Source organism: Priestia sp. P1_B12_1, from assembly GCF_056406695.1.
The window spans coordinates 668,587-685,278 of the sequence record NZ_JBFTZR010000001.1 but is presented as its reverse complement, the minus strand read 5'-3'; the positions used below and the strand labels follow the sequence as shown (position 1 = coordinate 685,278).

Annotated in this window: 20 protein-coding genes; 18 read left to right on the top strand and 2 right to left on the bottom strand. The window is 38.6% G+C overall.

What is annotated here, in order from left to right:
* Positions 1-226: 226 nt before the first annotated feature.
* From AC1D0Y_RS03555 to AC1D0Y_RS03540, 4 genes are all read left to right on the top strand, one after another.
* The gene (locus AC1D0Y_RS03555) at positions 227-1,060 is read left to right on the top strand and encodes a lipoate--protein ligase family protein (RefSeq protein WP_013085005.1); all 834 of its coding nucleotides are present in this window, start codon (positions 227-229) and stop codon (positions 1,058-1,060) included.
* A 312-nt stretch (positions 1,061-1,372) separates the two neighbouring features.
* The gene (locus AC1D0Y_RS03550; RefSeq protein ID WP_477707340.1) at positions 1,373-3,931 is read left to right on the top strand and encodes a vitamin B12-dependent ribonucleotide reductase; all 2,559 of its coding nucleotides are present in this window, start codon (positions 1,373-1,375) and stop codon (positions 3,929-3,931) included.
* Positions 3,932-4,215: 284 nt separating this feature from the next.
* Complete coding sequence (mntR, locus tag AC1D0Y_RS03545; protein WP_013085004.1) at positions 4,216-4,647, top strand: transcriptional regulator MntR; 432 nt, start codon at positions 4,216-4,218, stop codon at positions 4,645-4,647.
* Between the two features lie 102 nt (positions 4,648-4,749).
* The gene (locus AC1D0Y_RS03540; RefSeq protein ID WP_016765549.1) at positions 4,750-5,631 is read left to right on the top strand and encodes a patatin-like phospholipase family protein; all 882 of its coding nucleotides are present in this window, start codon (positions 4,750-4,752) and stop codon (positions 5,629-5,631) included.
* 30 nt (positions 5,632-5,661) lie between these two features.
* Here AC1D0Y_RS03540 and AC1D0Y_RS03535 read toward each other — a convergent pair whose 3' ends face one another.
* Positions 5,662-6,060: an SA1362 family protein gene (locus AC1D0Y_RS03535; RefSeq protein WP_013059160.1), complete on the bottom strand. Its 399-nt coding sequence runs from the start codon at positions 6,058-6,060 to the stop codon at positions 5,662-5,664.
* A 48-nt stretch (positions 6,061-6,108) separates the two neighbouring features.
* Positions 6,109-7,065, bottom strand: a complete 957-nt coding sequence (locus AC1D0Y_RS03530) for a DUF1385 domain-containing protein (RefSeq protein ID WP_098331862.1) — start codon at positions 7,063-7,065, stop codon at positions 6,109-6,111.
* Between the two features lie 313 nt (positions 7,066-7,378).
* On the opposite strand from AC1D0Y_RS03530, the gene AC1D0Y_RS03525 reads away from it, so the two are divergent.
* From AC1D0Y_RS03525 to accB, 14 genes are all read left to right on the top strand, one after another.
* Positions 7,379-7,915, top strand: a complete 537-nt coding sequence (locus tag AC1D0Y_RS03525; RefSeq protein WP_060746982.1) for a YqhR family membrane protein — start codon at positions 7,379-7,381, stop codon at positions 7,913-7,915.
* A gap of 121 nt (positions 7,916-8,036) precedes the next feature.
* Complete coding sequence (aroQ, locus tag AC1D0Y_RS03520) at positions 8,037-8,474, top strand: type II 3-dehydroquinate dehydratase (protein WP_013059157.1); 438 nt, start codon at positions 8,037-8,039, stop codon at positions 8,472-8,474.
* Position 8,475: 1 nt separating this feature from the next.
* On the top strand, positions 8,476-9,534 hold the full coding sequence (locus tag AC1D0Y_RS03515) for a M24 family metallopeptidase (RefSeq protein WP_028410654.1): 1,059 nt from the start codon (positions 8,476-8,478) through the stop codon (positions 9,532-9,534).
* A 19-nt stretch (positions 9,535-9,553) separates the two neighbouring features.
* The gene (efp, locus tag AC1D0Y_RS03510; protein ID WP_013059155.1) at positions 9,554-10,111 is read left to right on the top strand and encodes an elongation factor P; all 558 of its coding nucleotides are present in this window, start codon (positions 9,554-9,556) and stop codon (positions 10,109-10,111) included.
* Between the two features lie 138 nt (positions 10,112-10,249).
* Positions 10,250-10,531: a YqhV family protein gene (locus tag AC1D0Y_RS03505; RefSeq protein ID WP_013059154.1), complete on the top strand. Its 282-nt coding sequence runs from the start codon at positions 10,250-10,252 to the stop codon at positions 10,529-10,531.
* Positions 10,532-10,596: 65 nt separating this feature from the next.
* The gene (gene spoIIIAA, locus AC1D0Y_RS03500) at positions 10,597-11,544 is read left to right on the top strand and encodes a stage III sporulation protein AA (protein ID WP_060746984.1); all 948 of its coding nucleotides are present in this window, start codon (positions 10,597-10,599) and stop codon (positions 11,542-11,544) included.
* A gap of 6 nt (positions 11,545-11,550) precedes the next feature.
* Positions 11,551-12,063 (top strand): stage III sporulation protein SpoIIIAB, encoded by a 513-nt coding sequence (gene spoIIIAB, locus AC1D0Y_RS03495; RefSeq protein WP_028410656.1) that lies wholly within the window; start codon positions 11,551-11,553, stop codon positions 12,061-12,063.
* Between the two features lie 19 nt (positions 12,064-12,082).
* On the top strand, positions 12,083-12,289 hold the full coding sequence (spoIIIAC, locus tag AC1D0Y_RS03490; protein ID WP_013059151.1) for a stage III sporulation protein AC: 207 nt from the start codon (positions 12,083-12,085) through the stop codon (positions 12,287-12,289).
* A gap of 20 nt (positions 12,290-12,309) precedes the next feature.
* The gene (gene spoIIIAD / locus AC1D0Y_RS03485) at positions 12,310-12,693 is read left to right on the top strand and encodes a stage III sporulation protein AD (protein WP_013059150.1); all 384 of its coding nucleotides are present in this window, start codon (positions 12,310-12,312) and stop codon (positions 12,691-12,693) included.
* Between the two features lie 24 nt (positions 12,694-12,717).
* Complete coding sequence (gene spoIIIAE / locus AC1D0Y_RS03480; RefSeq protein ID WP_013059149.1) at positions 12,718-13,902, top strand: stage III sporulation protein AE; 1,185 nt, start codon at positions 12,718-12,720, stop codon at positions 13,900-13,902.
* Between the two features lie 5 nt (positions 13,903-13,907).
* Positions 13,908-14,528 carry a stage III sporulation protein AF gene (gene spoIIIAF / locus AC1D0Y_RS03475; protein WP_028410657.1) on the top strand — a complete coding sequence of 207 codons (621 nt, stop codon included), beginning with the start codon at positions 13,908-13,910 and terminating at the stop codon, positions 14,526-14,528.
* Complete coding sequence (gene spoIIIAG, locus AC1D0Y_RS03470; RefSeq protein WP_013084996.1) at positions 14,525-15,187, top strand: stage III sporulation protein AG; 663 nt, start codon at positions 14,525-14,527, stop codon at positions 15,185-15,187. The genes spoIIIAF and spoIIIAG overlap by 4 nt, the downstream gene beginning before the upstream one ends.
* Before the next feature lie 13 nt (positions 15,188-15,200).
* Positions 15,201-15,833: a SpoIIIAH-like family protein gene (locus AC1D0Y_RS03465; RefSeq protein WP_477707369.1), complete on the top strand. Its 633-nt coding sequence runs from the start codon at positions 15,201-15,203 to the stop codon at positions 15,831-15,833.
* 352 nt (positions 15,834-16,185) lie between these two features.
* Complete coding sequence (gene accB, locus AC1D0Y_RS03460) at positions 16,186-16,692, top strand: acetyl-CoA carboxylase biotin carboxyl carrier protein (protein ID WP_028410660.1); 507 nt, start codon at positions 16,186-16,188, stop codon at positions 16,690-16,692.

Sequence of the window (16,692 nt, the reverse complement as noted above, 5' to 3'; positions counted from 1 at the left end):
ATTCTTCCTTTCTTCGACAAAATCCATACTCTTATTATATAAGTGAATGAAATTAGAAGTAAAGCGATTTTGCCTTGAATCTAGCGGATTTCTTCCCGGAAATGAAAAAACTACCACATTTGAATTCACAGTTTTATGTTGCTCTTTGCTTTTCCTTAGCTCAATCTTTTGGTAGACTAAAAAACGGATTTATTTTTTATATTACATATAGCTGAGGATGAGGTAGATGAAAGCAAAGTGGAGATTTATTGATTCCAACAACCGTTCGCCTTATTACAATATGGCGTTAGATGAAGCGTTATTAGAATGGCATAGTAAAGGAGAAATTCCACCTACGATTCGTTTTTACGGATGGAACCCTCCAACGCTGTCAATCGGTTATTTTCAAAAAGCTGAAAAAGAAATTAACTTTGATAAAGTAAAAGAATTAGGACTGGGCTTTGTAAGACGTCCAACGGGCGGCAGGGGCGTGCTTCATGATGAAGAGCTTACTTACAGCGTAATTGTATCTGAAGAGTATCCTAACATGCCTAAGACAGTTACAGAGGCATATCGCGTAATCTCTGAAGGTTTACTGGAAGGATTTCGTTCGTTAGGGCTCGAGGCTTATTTTGCTATTCCTCGTTCAGAAGAAGAAAAAAATAGCTTAAAAAACCCTCGTTCGTCCGTGTGCTTTGATGCTCCTTCTTGGTATGAACTAGTTGTAGAGGGCCGCAAAATTGCTGGGAGTGCCCAAACTAGACAAAAAGGAGTTATTCTACAGCACGGCTCTATTCTGTTAGAGATTGATGAAGATAAATTATTCAGCGTGTTTAATTATCCAAATGATCGTGTGAAAGAAAGAATGCAGCGCGCATTTCGTTCCAAAGCGGTAGCCATCAATGCAATTGCGGGCCGCAAAATCTCTATTGAAGAAGCAAAAGAAGCGTTTTATAAAGGATTTGCTTCTGCTCTTGATATCGATTTAGAACCGTATACACTGTCTGAAGAAGAGGAAGCATATGTAGAAGAACTAGCGCGCACAAAGTACGGATCGGATGAATGGAACTTTAAGCGCTAAACGGATGCCCATGGGAAATAGATAAAAGTGCAACTTCTTATAAGTTGCACTTTTTATTGGGATTTTTAGAAACAATGCTTGGCTAATAGAATACATAGAGAAGAAAAGTCAAACACTTTTTTTACGAAAAAAAAAATATTTCACTTGACACCCTTCTATATGTAGATGTTTGGAGAAGTGTCAAATACTATATATTGAATTCGTCCAAGCCGTGTGGTAAGTTATTGATAGTTGATTGAAAAACTCTATTTCCTTTAAAAGGAAATAGAGTTAATAAATTTATAGATGTTCGATAGGTAAGGAGTTGTGAGAATGACTGTTTTGTTAAATCAAAAAGTGAATATGAATGTTGAAAAGCTCAATTCAGATATTGAACGCTTTCCGCAAGTACATCCGATTACACCGGATATGAAGTTGACTCATAAAGGTGTTTCAAGATTGGTAATGTTAGACCGCTATGCGTTTAAGGATACGGAAAAATTAACGTTATCAGAAGGAGATTTTGTTGTTCTAACCGTAAAGGAAGATCCAAAATTTCCAGCACGAGGACTTGGCTATGTGGAAAGCATTAATTTTGAGCAAAAAACCGCTGTTGTCAAGGTAGAAGATGAGTTTAGAGGAGCTTTATCGCCTGAAGAAGCAGAAAACGGATTAATTACTCGTTCTTTAGATGTCATTGAAAAACCTCTAGAAGTCTTTTATGAGCAAATTGCAAAACGTAATGCAACAGGCTTAGCTTCTGTGGAAAGAACAGAAGAAAAGCGCAAAGAGTGGTTTGAAAAGTTCTATCAAGAGCTTGTTCAGCTAAACTTTGTACCAGCTGGCCGCGTTCTTTACGGTGCAGGTGCTGATACGGACGTAACGTACTTCAACTGTTATGTAATGCCTTATGTAAAAGATTCACGTGAAGGTATTTCAGAACACCGCAAACAAGTAATGGAAATTATGAGCCGTGGAGGCGGTGTTGGAACGAATGGTTCAACTCTTCGCCCGCGCAACACGCTGGCTCGCGGTGTAAACGGCAAATCATCTGGTTCGGTTTCATGGTTAGATGATATTGCTAAACTGACGCATCTTGTTGAACAAGGTGGGTCGCGCAGGGGCGCCCAAATGATCATGCTTGCCGACTGGCATCCTGACATTGTAGAGTTTATTATTTCTAAAATGCAAAATCCTCGCATTTTACGTTTCTTAATTGAAAACACAAATGACGAAATGATTAAAAAACATGCGCAAGATAAATTGAAGTTCACGCCGCTAACAGAGTCTGAAGAAGCGATGTATCAAGGAATCATTAACTATAAACAAATTCCTGGTCTTGGTGGATTCAGTGAAAAAATCATCAAAGATGCAGAAGAAAAGCTGCAAACAGGCGGAACGTACAGCGTTCATAACTCAGAGTTTTTAACAGGAGCAAACATTTCTGTATGCTTAACAAAAGATTTCATGGATGCTGTTGAAAACGATGGAGAATACGAACTTCGCTTCCCAGACGTAGAAAGCTATTCAAAAGAAGAAATGGCTAACTACAATGAAAACTGGCACGAAGTAGGCGACGTGCGCGAATGGGCAAAACAAGGAAACAAAGTTCGTACGTACCGTACTATCCGTGCAAAAGAGCTATGGAACTTAATTAACATCTGTGCAACGTACTCAGCTGAACCAGGCATTTTCTTCTTCGACAATGCTAATGACATGACAAATGCTCAAGCATATGGTCAGCACGTTGTTGCAACAAATCCATGTGGTGAACAACCACTTGCACCATTCTCTGTCTGCAACTTAGCTGCTGTTAACTTAGCGCAAATGGCAGATAAAGAAACGAAAACTGTTAATTTTGAAAAGTTACGTCAAACGGTTGAAACAGGCGTTAGAATGCAAGATAACGTTATTGATGCAACTCCTTATTTCTTAGAAGAAAACCAAAAGCAAGCGCTTGGCGAACGCCGCGTTGGCCTTGGTGTAATGGGTCTTCACGATCTTCTTATTTATTGTGAGACAGAGTACGGCTCTGACAAAGGCAATGAGTTAGTAGATAAAGTGTTTGAAACAATTGCAACGACGGCTTACCGCGCGTCTGTAGAGCTTGGAAAAGAAAAAGGAAGCTTCCCGTTCTTAGTGGGTGAAACAGATGCTGAAACGGCTTCTTTACGTGAAGCATTTACAAATACAGGCTTCATGAAAAAAATGCCTGAAGATATTCGTCAAAACATTAAAGAGAACGGTATCCGAAACTCTCATTTATTAACAGTAGCGCCAACAGGCAGTACTGGAACAATGGTTGGAGTATCAACGGGTCTTGAACCTTATTTCTCATTCTCATACTTCCGAAGCGGCCGTTTAGGTAAATTTATTGAAGTAAAAGCTGATATCGTTCAAGAGTATTTAGATCAGCATCCAGAAGCAGATCCAAACAATCTTCCTGAATGGTTCATTTCAGCTATGGAACTTGCACCACAAGCTCACGCGGACGTGCAATGTGTGATTCAGCGCTGGATTGACAGTTCAATTAGTAAAACAGTAAACGCTCCTCGCGGTTACACAGTAGAGCAAGTTCAAAAAGTGTACGAGCGTCTGTATAAAGGCGGAGCAAAAGGCGGTACGGTGTACGTAGACGGCAGCCGTGATGCACAAGTCTTAACGCTAAAAGCAGAAGAAAATACGTTTGATGAAGAAATTGAAGCGCCAAAAGAAGAAACGAAACCGCACGTTGTGTTAGTTGATACAATTAATGAAATTCGTTCAACTGATGTAACAATCGGTTCTGAAGTAGGTAATACTTGTCCGGTTTGCCGTCAAGGAACGGTAGAAGAAATGGGCGGATGCAACACATGTACAAACTGTGGTGCACAGCTGAAATGCGGCCTTTAATTTTGAACATGATTGACTAGTAAAAGCTGACTCAAACGAGTCAGCTTTTATTATGTATAAAAATGGGGCATAAATAAGAAGCGGGATCGAACGGTTCTTGTATTTGAATAAGCATTGTAGTATGATTTTAATTGAATGTCTTTTATCCAGTTTTATCTTATGACATCGCTTTATTTACACGTTTTTTTCACATAGATTATCAAACATGAACACGATATCACTATAAGAAACAGACATTTATGACTTATTATTAGCAATACATAATATTAATTGGGGGAGATTTCATGCCTACACCGAGTATGGAAGATTATATTGAACAAATATATATGCTAATTGAAGATAAAGGATACGCTCGAGTGTCTGATATTGCTGATGCATTGGCGGTTCACCCCTCATCTGTAACGAAGATGGTTCAAAAGCTAGACAAAGATGAGTACTTAATTTATGAAAAATATCGAGGCCTTGTTTTAACAGCTAAGGGGCAGAAGATTGGAAAACGTCTTGTTTATCGCCACGAGCTTTTAGAGCAGCTGCTGCGCATCATTGGCGTAGATGAGAAAAATATTTATGATGACGTAGAAGGAATTGAACATCATTTAAGCTGGAATTCCATTGATCGAATTGGAGATTTGGTTCAATACTTTGAAGAAAATCATAACCGTATTCAAGATCTTCGCAATGTACAAAAACGAAATGAAGAAGAGCAAAAATTATAAGAAAAAAGCAGCGGCCAATAGCGTCACTGCTTTTTTTCTTTTTATCATAACTTGTTGCTGAGTCGACTACAAATGTAGAGTGGGTAGTTTGGAGGAGAGGCTGTGTACGTCGACGGAGTGTTTTCAGGTGGCGGTATTAAAGGGCTTGCACTGATTGGCGCGTTACAAGCTCTAGAAGAAAAAGGCTTGATCTTTCGGCGGTTAGCCGGAACGAGTGCGGGTTCCATTATTTGTGCATTTGTAGCAGCCGGTTATACAAGTGAAGAAATTGTTGAAATGATGAATGAAATTGAGTTATCGTCTTTTTTAGATCAAAGAATGTCTTTTTTACCATCGAGCTTGACAAAGTGGCTGTTTTTATATTGGAAAATGGGATTGTATAAAGGAGAAAGGCTTGAAAAGTGGATTGCTGAGAAATTGCGGAGCAGAGGAATTCGTACATTTGCTGATTTGCCTGATCAGTCGCTGCGTATTATTGCGTCAGACTTGACCAACAGTACGATGCTTGTTCTTCCAGATGATTTGCCTAAATATCAAATCGACCCGAATCGCTTTTCTGTAGCAAGAGCCGTTCGAATGAGCTGCAGCATTCCATATTTTTTTGAGCCGGTTAAATTAAAATCTACCCCAAGCAGTTTAATAGTCGACGGGGGCGTGTTAAGCAACTTTCCAATTTTTCTGTTTGATGATGATAAAAGTCTTAAGAAGCGACCGGTAATTGGTGTGAAGCTGAGCCCGAAGGACGAAGAAAGGGAACGGAATAAAATTAAAAATGCCGTTGGTTTATTCAGCGCGCTTTTTGAGACGATGAAAGATGCGCACGATGCAAGGCATATTTCAAAACGTCACGAAAAAAATATTATCTTTTTACCTGTTAATCAAGTTTTTGCGACAGAATTTACCCTCACAGAAGAACGGAAGGAGGAGCTGATTGCGTTTGGAAAAAAGCGTACAAGGGCATTTTTGAAAAAATGGTGCTATTAAAAAAACAAGGAGGCTTTTCTCCTTGTTTTTTTAAAAGAATGCTCTATTTTTCTTTTTTCCTTTTTTACCTTCGATGACGGTCAAGTGTGAGTTGTTTTTCTTTTTCTTTAGCGGTTTCGTTGATTTGGATACCGGGCGCTTATTTGAGCTTCGGTACGTATGCATATCAACTTTGTTGCTTCCTCGCTCTTTTTCTTTTTGACGCAGTTTTGATTGTTTTACTGCGCGCACATAGCCTCTATCTTGACCTTTTGTCTGAGAAGGGCGGAGAATAAACCGATAAACTAAGTAAAACAAAATGATAAACAGAAAAATATAACCTGCTTGACGTAATAAAACAGCTGGATCTGTAATCAACGTAAATGCAAAGCCAATGACTCCTAACCCGATTAGACCATATACAAGTGGTTTCACGAATGGACGTCTCATTTTGTTCACCTCCTAAAATAGTAAAAAAAGAAAGCAAAACGGTGTGGATTAGACAACTTGTTCGTCAGTGGTAGAAGAAAGTTCATTTTCAACGCGTAAAAGTTCTTTAAATGAAGCAATCGCAACTTCAACTTGATCATCTTTTGGTTCTTTGGTTGTTAAAAGCTGAAGCCATAAACCGGGATAACCTAAAAAGCGAAGAAGAGGGACATGACGAACTTTATTGGTTAACTGTAACACTTCAAATGATAAACCAAGGACAACTGGAATTAATGCAAGGCGATCCACAATTCGTAACCAAAGAGGATCCGTTGGAACAAGTAGGTAGACAAACATTCCTACAACTACGGTAAAGAGGATAAAGCTACTTCCGCAGCGATAATGAAGTCGAGACTGTGCTTGCACGGCTTCTACCGTAAGTTCAGCATTGTTTTCATATGCATTAATGACCTTGTGTTCTGCTCCATGATATTGAAACACCCGTTTAATAAGTGGCGTTTGTGAAATCACATAAATATAGCCAAGAAGCAATAATAGTTTAAATACTCCTTCAATAAAAACCTGAGCTACACTTGAAGTGAAAACAGGACGTGTCAATTGTGCTAAAAACACAGGAATCAATGTAAATAGTACTTTCCCGAAAAGAAAGGATATTACACCAATAGTTGCAACGCCAAATATTAAAGATAGTTTTGATTCTTTTTTCTCTTTTTGTTGTTCTGCTGCTACTTGAGCATCATCTTCTGGATTCACGTCATAGCGTTCAGAGGAAAAGTTCAAGTGCTGCGTACCGTTTGCACTGGCTTCAACAATAGCAGCAATCCCTCGTAAAAAAGGAATTTTTTTAAAACCAGTGAGTACGGAATTTGATTTTCTTTTTGAATGAAAATAATCAATAGATTGATCTTTGCGGCGAATAGCCGTCACCATCATACGTTTGCCACCGAACATGACACCTTCTATAACGGCTTGACCACCATACGCAGGTTTTTGTAATTTAGACATTTCAGGCACCAACCTAACTTAACTAGACTAGACTTCTTAGTATTTTATATTCTACAGCAAAATCAAATAAACCTCTAGGCGGATGCATGTTATCTAGTTTAGCCAATATTTTTCATCTCCACACCCTTGTTATGAATTTTTTTCCTTTCACTTATAAAATTTGTTTATGAAACTCTGTGCGAAGTAATTTAAAAATGTCTCTTTGATATCAGGCTCCCTTCTTGCGTATAGGAAGAGTAATAAACGTAAAAACTTAGAAATGAGTCAGTAGGAAATGAGAAAAAAGTTCATACTACATCAAGAGGTGATTAATATGTCAGAACCTAAAGAACAGCATGAAAAAAAACAGGATAACCACCCTACGCATAAACAGGAAATGTCTTTTTTATTTAAAGCCATCTTTATTTCCTTTTTTGGAGGGGTTTTCTGGAGCTTTATTGGCTATTTAAATTATCTGTTCAGCTTTAGTGTTATCAATCCAAATATGCTTTTAGATCCATGGGCGTTAGGTGACTGGAAGGATAAAGGAATAGGTGTTATCGTCAGTATTTTTCTTATAGGGGTATTATCTATTGTTGTCGGGTTGTTATACTACGTCCTATTAAAGAAGTTTAAAACAATTTGGATAGGTTTTGCTTACGGCTTATTATGGTGGGCAATTGTATTCGTTGTTTTGAATCCGCTCTTTCCTAACTTAAAAACAATTGGAGAGCTTCCAGCTAACACGATTATTTCATCCCTCTGTATTTATATTTTATATGGTGTATTCATCGGATATTCCATTTCTTTTGAAGCTGCAGAGCTTCAAACAAAAGATGAATCTACAGATTTTCAAACGGCGAATAAGTAGTGTGAATGTTCCAACGTATGCTAATATATTCTATATAATGATTTAAAAAGAAAAATAAAGTGCAAATTCACATAAGTGAGCTGCATAAAGGGTTCGTAGTAGGGGAGAGTGTTGAATTAAGATGAATAAGATTTTAGTAATAAACGGTCCTAATTTAAATCGTTTAGGCGTACGCGAACCAGCGGTATATGGGACAGATAATCTTCAAAATCTTGAAGAGAAGCTTCAGCGAGCAGGCAGAGACCATGGGGTAGAAGTTGAGTGCGTACAGTCTAATCACGAAGGTGTAATTATCGACTGGATTCATGAAGCGGATGAGAAATTTGATGGAATTATGATCAATCCTGGTGCTTTTACTCACTACAGTTATGCCATTCGAGATGCGATTGCCAGTATATCTGTTCCTGTTATTGAAGTGCATATTTCGAACGTACATAAGCGTGAAGAGTTTCGCCACCATTCGGTGACGGCACCTGTTACACATGGTCAAATTGTTGGGTTAGGTTTATACGGATACGAGCTTGCCCTGCAGGCACTTTTACAATTAAGGGGGAAATAAAATGAAAATCGAAAAACTACGCGAACAGTTTTCAAAGTTGAATGTGGATGGTGTTGTAATTACAAGTGAATATAACAGACGCTATATGACCAATTTCACAGGATCTGCTGGTGTCGTTATCATTTCTGAAGACAAAGCGGCATTTGTAACAGATTTTCGTTATGTTGAACAAGCAACTAGTCAAACAGAAGGTTTTGATATCGTTCAGCACAAGGGTCCTATTGTAGAAGAAGTAGCGAATGTAGTGAAACAATTTGGAATTAAAAAGCTTGGTTTTGAACAGAATTATGTTACATATGGACAGCATCAATTATTTGATAAGCATATCGGCGCGGAACTTGTTCCAATCTCGCACGCAATCGAAAACTTACGCTTGATAAAGAGTGACTCAGAGATTAAGATATTAAAGGAAGCTGCAAAAATAGCAGATGCAGCATATGAACATATTTTAACCTTTGTTCGTCCTGGTTTAACAGAGCTTCAAGTATCTAATGAACTGGAGTTCTTTATGAGAAAACAAGGCGCAACATCTTCATCTTTTGATACAATTGTTGCTTCAGGGCATCGCGGGGCTTTACCGCATGGTGTTGCTTCTGAAAAAGTAATTGAAAAAGGGGAACTTGTAACGCTTGATTTTGGCGCATACTATAATGGTTACTGTTCAGATATCACACGGACATTTGCCGTCGGTGAAGTAAGTGATAAGCTAAAAGAAATTTATAATGTCGTACTACAAGCGCAGCTTAATGGAATGAGCGGCATCAAAGCGGGTATGACGGGTAAAGAAGCAGATGCGTTAACGCGTGATTATATTACAGAACACGGATACGGCCAGTATTTTGGACATTCGACCGGTCACGGCGTAGGGTTAGAAGTACATGAAGGCCCATCACTTTCTGTGAAATCTACAGATGTACTGCAGCCAGGTATGATTGTAACCGTTGAACCAGGTATTTACATACCAGACTTAGGGGGCGTTCGTATTGAAGATGATACGATCGTCACAGCAGAAGGTAATGAGGCATTATCGCACTCATCAAAAGAGTTCATTATTTTATAAAATGTAGGAGGATTTCTTCATGATTTCAGTAAATGATTTTCGTACAGGTTTGACAGTAGAAGTAGACGGAGGTATTTGGCGTGTAATGGATTTCCAACACGTAAAGCCTGGTAAAGGCGCTGCATTCGTTCGCTCAAAACTACGTAACCTTCGTACAGGAGCTGTGCAAGAAAAAACGTTCCGTGCAGGTGAAAAAGTAGGAAAAGCACAAATTGATAACCGTAAAATGCAATATCTATATGCAAGCGGCGATCAGCACGTATTCATGGACAACCAGTCTTATGAGCAATTAGAGCTTCCAGCAAGTGCAATTGAATATGAGCTAAAATTCTTAAAAGAGAATATGGAAGTAGCAATTATGATGTACCAAGGTGAGACATTAGGTGTTGAACTTCCAAACACAGTTGAGCTTAAAGTAACAGAAACTGAACCTGGTATTAAAGGTGACACAGCTTCTGGCGGTACAAAACCAGCAACTGTGGAAACTGGCTTAACAGTAAACGTTCCGTTCTTCGTAAACGAAGGCGACGTATTAATTATCAACACAACAGACAGCAGCTACGTATCACGCGCGTAATTGGATCGTGTAAGTAAGCTGCAAACATACAAAAAAGGCAGAGAATCATTCTCTGCCTTTTTTGTATGTTTTTTTGTGCTAACTCTTCCTTATTTTGCATAGGTTGTACTAAACAACGCAGAGATATAGGAGGGGCTTATGAAGCAGTGGTTGGATCATTTAAACGGTACGGTATTAACGATGGCGTGCCTTCGATTTATTTCTTCATTTATTGAGTTTATTGCCGCTATTTTAATTGTCACAAACAATGATGTGAAAAAAGCGTTAATGATTAATGGAATGTTAGCACTTGTTGGTCCGATTGTAATGGTGAGTTCTTTTACCATAGGTTTAGTGTCCGTAGCCGATCAATTATCTTTTGGGAAATTAATCATGATTGTAGTAGGAGTGCTCTTCATTTTAATCGGTGTTTTTAAATAAAAGGTAGGCATAAAATGGTCAAGCTTATAATACATTGAAGTGAGTTCAAATATGAGGGGATGAATATGTTAAACGAAATACTTGCAATCTTTCCGCCTAATTTAAAAAAGACTGTTGAATTTTATGTTACAAACCATTCTCATGTACTAGAAGAAATTCGAGTGCGTATAGGAAGACCTGTCGAATTTACAATCAACAATCAGCCATATTTCGAATCGTATCTTCCAAGTGCAGAAGATGCTTTATTTATCTTAAATAAATTAAGCCAGTTTTCAATTTATATGATTGAAGAAGAATTGAAAAAAGGATATGTCACCATTGAAGGCGGGCACCGGGTTGGGCTAGCGGGAAAAGTTGTAACAGAAAATGGACAGGTTCGTGTGATTCGAGATGTATCATCCTTTAATATCCGGATTGCTAAACAAAAGATTGGTATTTCGAATCAGCTTATTCCTTTTTTATACAATCGCTATTGGCAAAGCACGGTCATTATAGGACCTCCTCAAACAGGAAAAACAACCATGATTCGCGATTTAGCCAGAGTAATAAGTACTGGCATAGAGCGCTCTAAGATTCCTCCGTTTAAAGTGGGAATTGTAGATGAACGATCAGAAATTGCTGGGGCTGTTAAAGGGGTTCCTCAGCATACATTCGGATCTAGAATGGATTTATTAGACAGCTGTCCGAAAGCTGAAGGCATGATGATGATGATTCGCTCCATGAGCCCCGATGTGCTGATCGTGGATGAAGTGGGAAGTGAAGAAGATTGTAAGGCCGTACTTGAAGCGGTTAATGCTGGCGTTCGTGTCATTATGACTGTTCATGGCTATGACATTGACGATTTAATGAAGCGTCCCACTTTGCAAGCTTTAATGAAACTTCACGTATTCAAAAGGTATGTTGTGCTATCGAACAGCCGAGGTCCTGGAACACTTCAGGCTATCTACGATGAGCACTATAATTCCATGAAAACGTCCGTTGAAAAGTCGCTTATTGAAAATAGTAAAGGGTGATGGTGTATGAAACTGTTTGGTGCCATCTTTATCTTATTTGCTTCCACTTACACAGGGTTTGAGTTTGCAAAGCAGCTTAGTGCAAGACCTAGGCAGCTCAGGCAATTAAAAACGGCTCTGAGGTCGTTAGAAGCAGAAATTATGTACAGCAATCGGCCTCTTCAAGAAGTTGCTCATTTGTTATCTCTACAGCTTCCTAATCCTTTGGCTTCTTTATTTAATGAGTTTTCAATGAAATTAAAAGAAGGTACTGAAAGTGTCAAGGAAGCTTGGGAAAAGACGTTGGACCAATTTTGGAAACAAACCGCACTTAAAACGGGAGAACTAGAAATCTTAAAACAATTTGGTGAAACGCTTGGTCAGCATGATCGTTATTCGCAGCAAAAGCATATCTTACTGACGCTGAATCATCTTGAACGCGAAGAACAAGATGCAATTGATAAGCAGAATCGCTATGAAAAAATGGTTAAAAGTTTAGGCTTTCTATCTGGGTTGCTACTGGTCATTCTATTGATGTAGCGATAGAGGAGGATTGAATGTGGGAATTGATATGAACACCATTTTTCAGATTGCTGGGATTGGTATCGTCGTAGCTTTTTTAGTCACCGTACTCGAACAGATGGGAAAAAAAGATTACGCGAACTGGGTTACCCTCATCGGTTTTATTTATATTTTATTTATGGTTGCTTCGATTGTAGAGGACTTATTTCAAAAAATCAAATCGGTTTTTTTATTTCAAGGGTAGAGGGGTGAGTTGCCATTGAAATGCTTCAAATTGTGGGCTTAGGGTTAGTAGCTACGTTTTTGGCTCTTATTTTAAAAGAACATAAATCACCTATTGCTTTTTTACTTGTTGTATTCGTGGGATCCGTGATCTTTCTTTTTTTAATTGATCAAATCTACGAAATTATTAAGATGGTCGAGCGGCTGTCGATTAATGCCCACGTTAACATGATTTATGTGGAAACCATTTTGAAAATTATTGGTATCGCCTATATCGCCGAATTTGGTGCTCAAATTACGAAAGATGCAGGGCAGGGTGCCATTGCTTCTAAAATTGAATTAGGTGGAAAAGTGCTGATTCTCTCCATGGCAATTCCTATTTTAACGGTCATTATTGAAACGATTATTTCAATGCTGCCCAATTAATTTTACTTAATATGAGGTGACGAAATGAAGCGGTGGACGTTTAAAGTGAATATACTCGCTCTTCTTTTGTTCCTCTTTTTTTTCTTTCCAGAAAATGTACAAGCTTCCGAACCCCCGAAGCAGCAAGAACTTGTCAATGAACAAATTGATAAGCTCGGTATCGATGAAGTCAAACAGTTTTGGGACGATATTATTACCCAATACGGCGGCTTTTTACCCGAGAGTCAGAAGGGAAGTTTAGTCGATTTTTTAAAAGGAGAAAAAGAGTTCTCTCTTAAAGAATGGCTAGGAGGTCTTGTAAAGTTTTTATTTCATGAAGTATTAGCGAATGGAAAGCTCCTCGGTACGCTCATTATGCTAACGGTTTTTAGCGTGTTTTTACAAACGCTCCAAAGTGCGTTTAATCAGCAAACCGTAAGTAAAGTAGCGTATGCGCTTGTATATATGGTTTTGATCATCATTGCTCTTAATAGTTTTCAAATTGCTATCTCTTATGCAACGGGAGCGATTGAGACCATGACCAAATTCATTTTAGCTCTGGTGCCGCTGCTGCTTGCCTTAATGGCATCATCAGGAGGAGTTGTATCGGCAGCCTTTTTTCATCCGATGATTTTGTTTTTAATGAACACAAGCGGTTTGCTTATTCAATACGTAGTGATGCCGCTGCTTTTTCTTTCAGCACTGCTTAGCATTGTGAGTACGATTTCAGATGAACATAAGGTTACACAGCTTGCTCAGCTGTTGAGAAATATAAGCATTGGCGTGCTTGGAATATTCCTAACTGTTTTTTTAGGGGTGCTGTCCGTTCAAGGGGCCACCTCAGCTGTTGCCGACGGTATTACAATTCGAACGGCAAAGTTTGTCACAGGGAACTTTATACCTGTTGTAGGACGTGTATTCACAGATGCGGCTGATACAGTCATCAGTGCCTCGCTTCTATTAAAGAATTCAGTAGGGATTGCTGGAGTAGCAGTCTTACTGTTAATCGTCGCGTTTCCGGCTATTAAAGTGTTAACGCTCGCTTTTATCTATAAGCTAGCAGCAGCTCTTCTTCAACCTATTGGAGGAGGACCGGTTATTTCCTGCTTGAGCATTATCAGCAAAAGCGTCATCTATATTTTCGCGGCGCTTGCGGTTGTCTCGCTTATGTTTTTCTTATGTTTAACGGTCATCATTACAGCGAGCAACGTCACAATGATGGTGAGGTGAAGAAATTGCAGGCCTTAACGACGTGGATTACTAATATCGTTCTTTTTATCTTATTAGCTACCATTATTAATTTACTATTGCCCAATTCTAGTTTTCAAAAATATACAAAGCTGGTGGTTGGACTTCTTTTAATGCTGATTATTATTACACCCGTTTTTCAAATTTTCAAAGTGGATGTTAATCAAATGCTGAAATCACTTAGCTTATCATCTATTCGATCCGATCAGCAGGTAGAAAATTCAATAGAAAATCAGAAAAAAGAAATACAAGCTTCACAACGTGCATATATTTTAGAACAAATGGCTGTCCAAATGGAGACAGATGTAAAAGAGGAGTTGATGGATCAGTATGGTGTAGCAATTGATCGAATTCACATTGAAACAAAAAAGCCGAACGACGAACCTACCGCTGATAATATTAAATCCATTTCAGTTGCCGTAAGTAAAAAAGCATCGGATGATTCCGAGGTTGTTTCAGCTGTGAAAGTTATTTCTATTGATACCTCCACACCGATCGAAACAAACAAACCAACAGAATCCAAGAAATTATCCAACTATTTAGCAGCAAAATGGGATGTAAAACAAGGCCAAGTTGTTGTGAATATGGAGGAGGGAGACACGAAATGAGTCAAAAGCCAGAAAAAGGTGACCCATCATTTTTTCAGCGGTTCTTTTCACTTAAACAGTCATCAACTACGAAGAAACCTTCAAAGTTAATGTATATAGGCATTTTACTAGCTGCAGGCGTTATCTTTATGGTATTTAGCAACTCACTCACAACATCTATGAATTCAGGCGGATTACTAAAGAGTGCAAGCAAAGAAACCAGCGCACCACCGGTATCACAGGATGTTCCCGCTTTTAGCTCTAAAAAGACAACAACGATGACAGGTTATGAAGAGCGGTATGAGGAAGAATTGAAAGATATTTTGGATCAAGTTAGAGGCGTAAGTAAGGTAAAAGTAATTGTGAACCTAGATGCAACAGAATCCAAAATATATGAAAAAAACAGCGTCACAAAATCGCAAACGACCAACGAAACGGACCGTGAAGGAGGGACTCGTAAAGTTGAAGATTCCTCAACAGACGAACAGCTGGTCATTGTAAGAAGCGGAGAACAAGAAAAGCCTGTTGTAGTTAAAACCGAAAAACCAAAAGTAAGAGGCGTGTTAGTTGTCGCTAAAGGAGCTGATAATATCGAGGTAAAGAAATCTATTATTGAAGCCGTGACAAGAGCGCTCGATATACCAAGTCATAGAGTAGCAGTATTAGCGAAAAAAGGATGAGGGGGAAATGAATATGTTATTAAAAAAGCAAACGGTTTGGTTATTAACAATGCTAAGTTTAGTGGTTGTGTTATCGGTGTATTATATGACAACGCCAGAAAATCCTCAGAGTAATGTTGCGTTAGTAGACAATGAAAAGCAAGCTGATGACAAGGCTCCTGCAGAAGATACAAAACAACAGACAGATGAGAAATCAGGAACAAAAGAAGATTCAAAAACTGAAGGCTCATCAGAAGATGTAAAGAAGGAAACGGCTAAAAATGCAAAAGAATCAGCGGTTGTATCAAGCACGGACAGCGATGAGCTATTTACGGCGCTTCGTTTGGAATTAAATGATGAAAGAAGTCAATTAAAAGAAGAGTATCAAGAAGTAGCGGCATCAAAAAATGTGACGCCTGCGGAAGTAAGCAAGGCGATGGATAAAATTGATGAATTATCAAAGCTAGGGGAAAAAGAAGCCACGCTGGAAACATTAATTAAAGCAAAAGGATACAGTGACGCGCTAGTAAGAGCAGACGGAAAGCAAGTACAAATTACGGTTAAGACAGAAAAACACTCAAAAACAAAAGCAAATCAAATCATTCAGCTAGTCAAAAAAGAAATGGGTCCAAAAGAAGTAGCGGTAGAGTTTCAGCCAACTAAATAAAGGGAATAAAAGAAGTGTGAAACAGCCGTAAATTGGGGTTGTTTACACTTCTTTTTTTATGAAATGACTAAAATCTAAGCGAGACGGTAAAAATTTTAACATGGCTTTCTTTTTTTACTTCGGTTATAATAGGTTTCATAATCTTATATTAGTACTAGGTGACAAATGTTTTCATACGTATTGTCATCTGTAAAGCTATGTTTCCATTTATAAAACGATAACGCTAAAAAGTTATTATAGAGTAAGTGGAACTTCTTTTTAATGTTTGCCAAACGAATTGAATGGCTGTAGCCATCTATCGTATTATTAACATTGTAGAGAATTCTATTTTCATGAGGTAGGAGTGTTCAATATGTTAAAAATTCAAGAGATCCGTGAGATCATTAAACTAGTTGATCAATCATCAATCGAGGAGTTCACCTATGAGCACGAAGGCTCCAAAATCAAGATGAAGAAAAAAGACGCAATTGTTTCCAAACAAGCGCAGCAAGTAGTGGTTTCGGCACCTGAACAAGTGGCAGCACCTGCACCGCAGGCAGCAGCGGCTCCAGCGCCAGCCCCAGCAGCACAGTCTGCTCAACCAAAAGAAGAACAAGCGGCCCCAGCGGTTGATGAGAGTTTACATAAAATTACATCTCCGATGGTAGGGACATTCTATGCGTCATCATCGCCAGAATCAGATGTATACGTAACTCCTGGAGATAAAGTACAAAAAGATTCGGTTGTATGTATCGTAGAAGCAATGAAATTATTCAATGAAATCGAAGCAGAAGTTAAAGGTGAAATCGTTGACGTATTAGTTGAAAATGGACAACTTGTAGAATACGGTCAACCTCTTTTCTTAGTAAAGCCTGAATAA

Coding starts and splice junctions, on each gene's coding strand:
- AC1D0Y_RS03555 (WP_013085005.1), top strand. CDS start 227: ATGAAAGCAAAGTGGAGATTTATTGATTCCAACAACCGTTCGCCTTAT.
- AC1D0Y_RS03550 (WP_477707340.1), top strand. CDS start 1,373: ATGACTGTTTTGTTAAATCAAAAAGTGAATATGAATGTTGAAAAGCTC.
- mntR (WP_013085004.1), top strand. CDS start 4,216: ATGCCTACACCGAGTATGGAAGATTATATTGAACAAATATATATGCTA.
- AC1D0Y_RS03535 (WP_013059160.1), bottom strand. CDS start 6,060: ATGAGACGTCCATTCGTGAAACCACTTGTATATGGTCTAATCGGGTTA.
- AC1D0Y_RS03530 (WP_098331862.1), bottom strand. CDS start 7,065: ATGTCTAAATTACAAAAACCTGCGTATGGTGGTCAAGCCGTTATAGAA.
- AC1D0Y_RS03525 (WP_060746982.1), top strand. CDS start 7,379: ATGTCAGAACCTAAAGAACAGCATGAAAAAAAACAGGATAACCACCCT.
- aroQ (WP_013059157.1), top strand. CDS start 8,037: ATGAATAAGATTTTAGTAATAAACGGTCCTAATTTAAATCGTTTAGGC.
- AC1D0Y_RS03515 (WP_028410654.1), top strand. CDS start 8,476: ATGAAAATCGAAAAACTACGCGAACAGTTTTCAAAGTTGAATGTGGAT.
- efp (WP_013059155.1), top strand. CDS start 9,554: ATGATTTCAGTAAATGATTTTCGTACAGGTTTGACAGTAGAAGTAGAC.
- AC1D0Y_RS03505 (WP_013059154.1), top strand. CDS start 10,250: ATGAAGCAGTGGTTGGATCATTTAAACGGTACGGTATTAACGATGGCG.
- spoIIIAA (WP_060746984.1), top strand. CDS start 10,597: ATGTTAAACGAAATACTTGCAATCTTTCCGCCTAATTTAAAAAAGACT.
- spoIIIAB (WP_028410656.1), top strand. CDS start 11,551: ATGAAACTGTTTGGTGCCATCTTTATCTTATTTGCTTCCACTTACACA.
- spoIIIAD (WP_013059150.1), top strand. CDS start 12,310: ATGCTTCAAATTGTGGGCTTAGGGTTAGTAGCTACGTTTTTGGCTCTT.
- spoIIIAE (WP_013059149.1), top strand. CDS start 12,718: ATGAAGCGGTGGACGTTTAAAGTGAATATACTCGCTCTTCTTTTGTTC.
- spoIIIAG (WP_013084996.1), top strand. CDS start 14,525: ATGAGTCAAAAGCCAGAAAAAGGTGACCCATCATTTTTTCAGCGGTTC.
- AC1D0Y_RS03465 (WP_477707369.1), top strand. CDS start 15,201: ATGTTATTAAAAAAGCAAACGGTTTGGTTATTAACAATGCTAAGTTTA.
- accB (WP_028410660.1), top strand. CDS start 16,186: ATGTTAAAAATTCAAGAGATCCGTGAGATCATTAAACTAGTTGATCAA.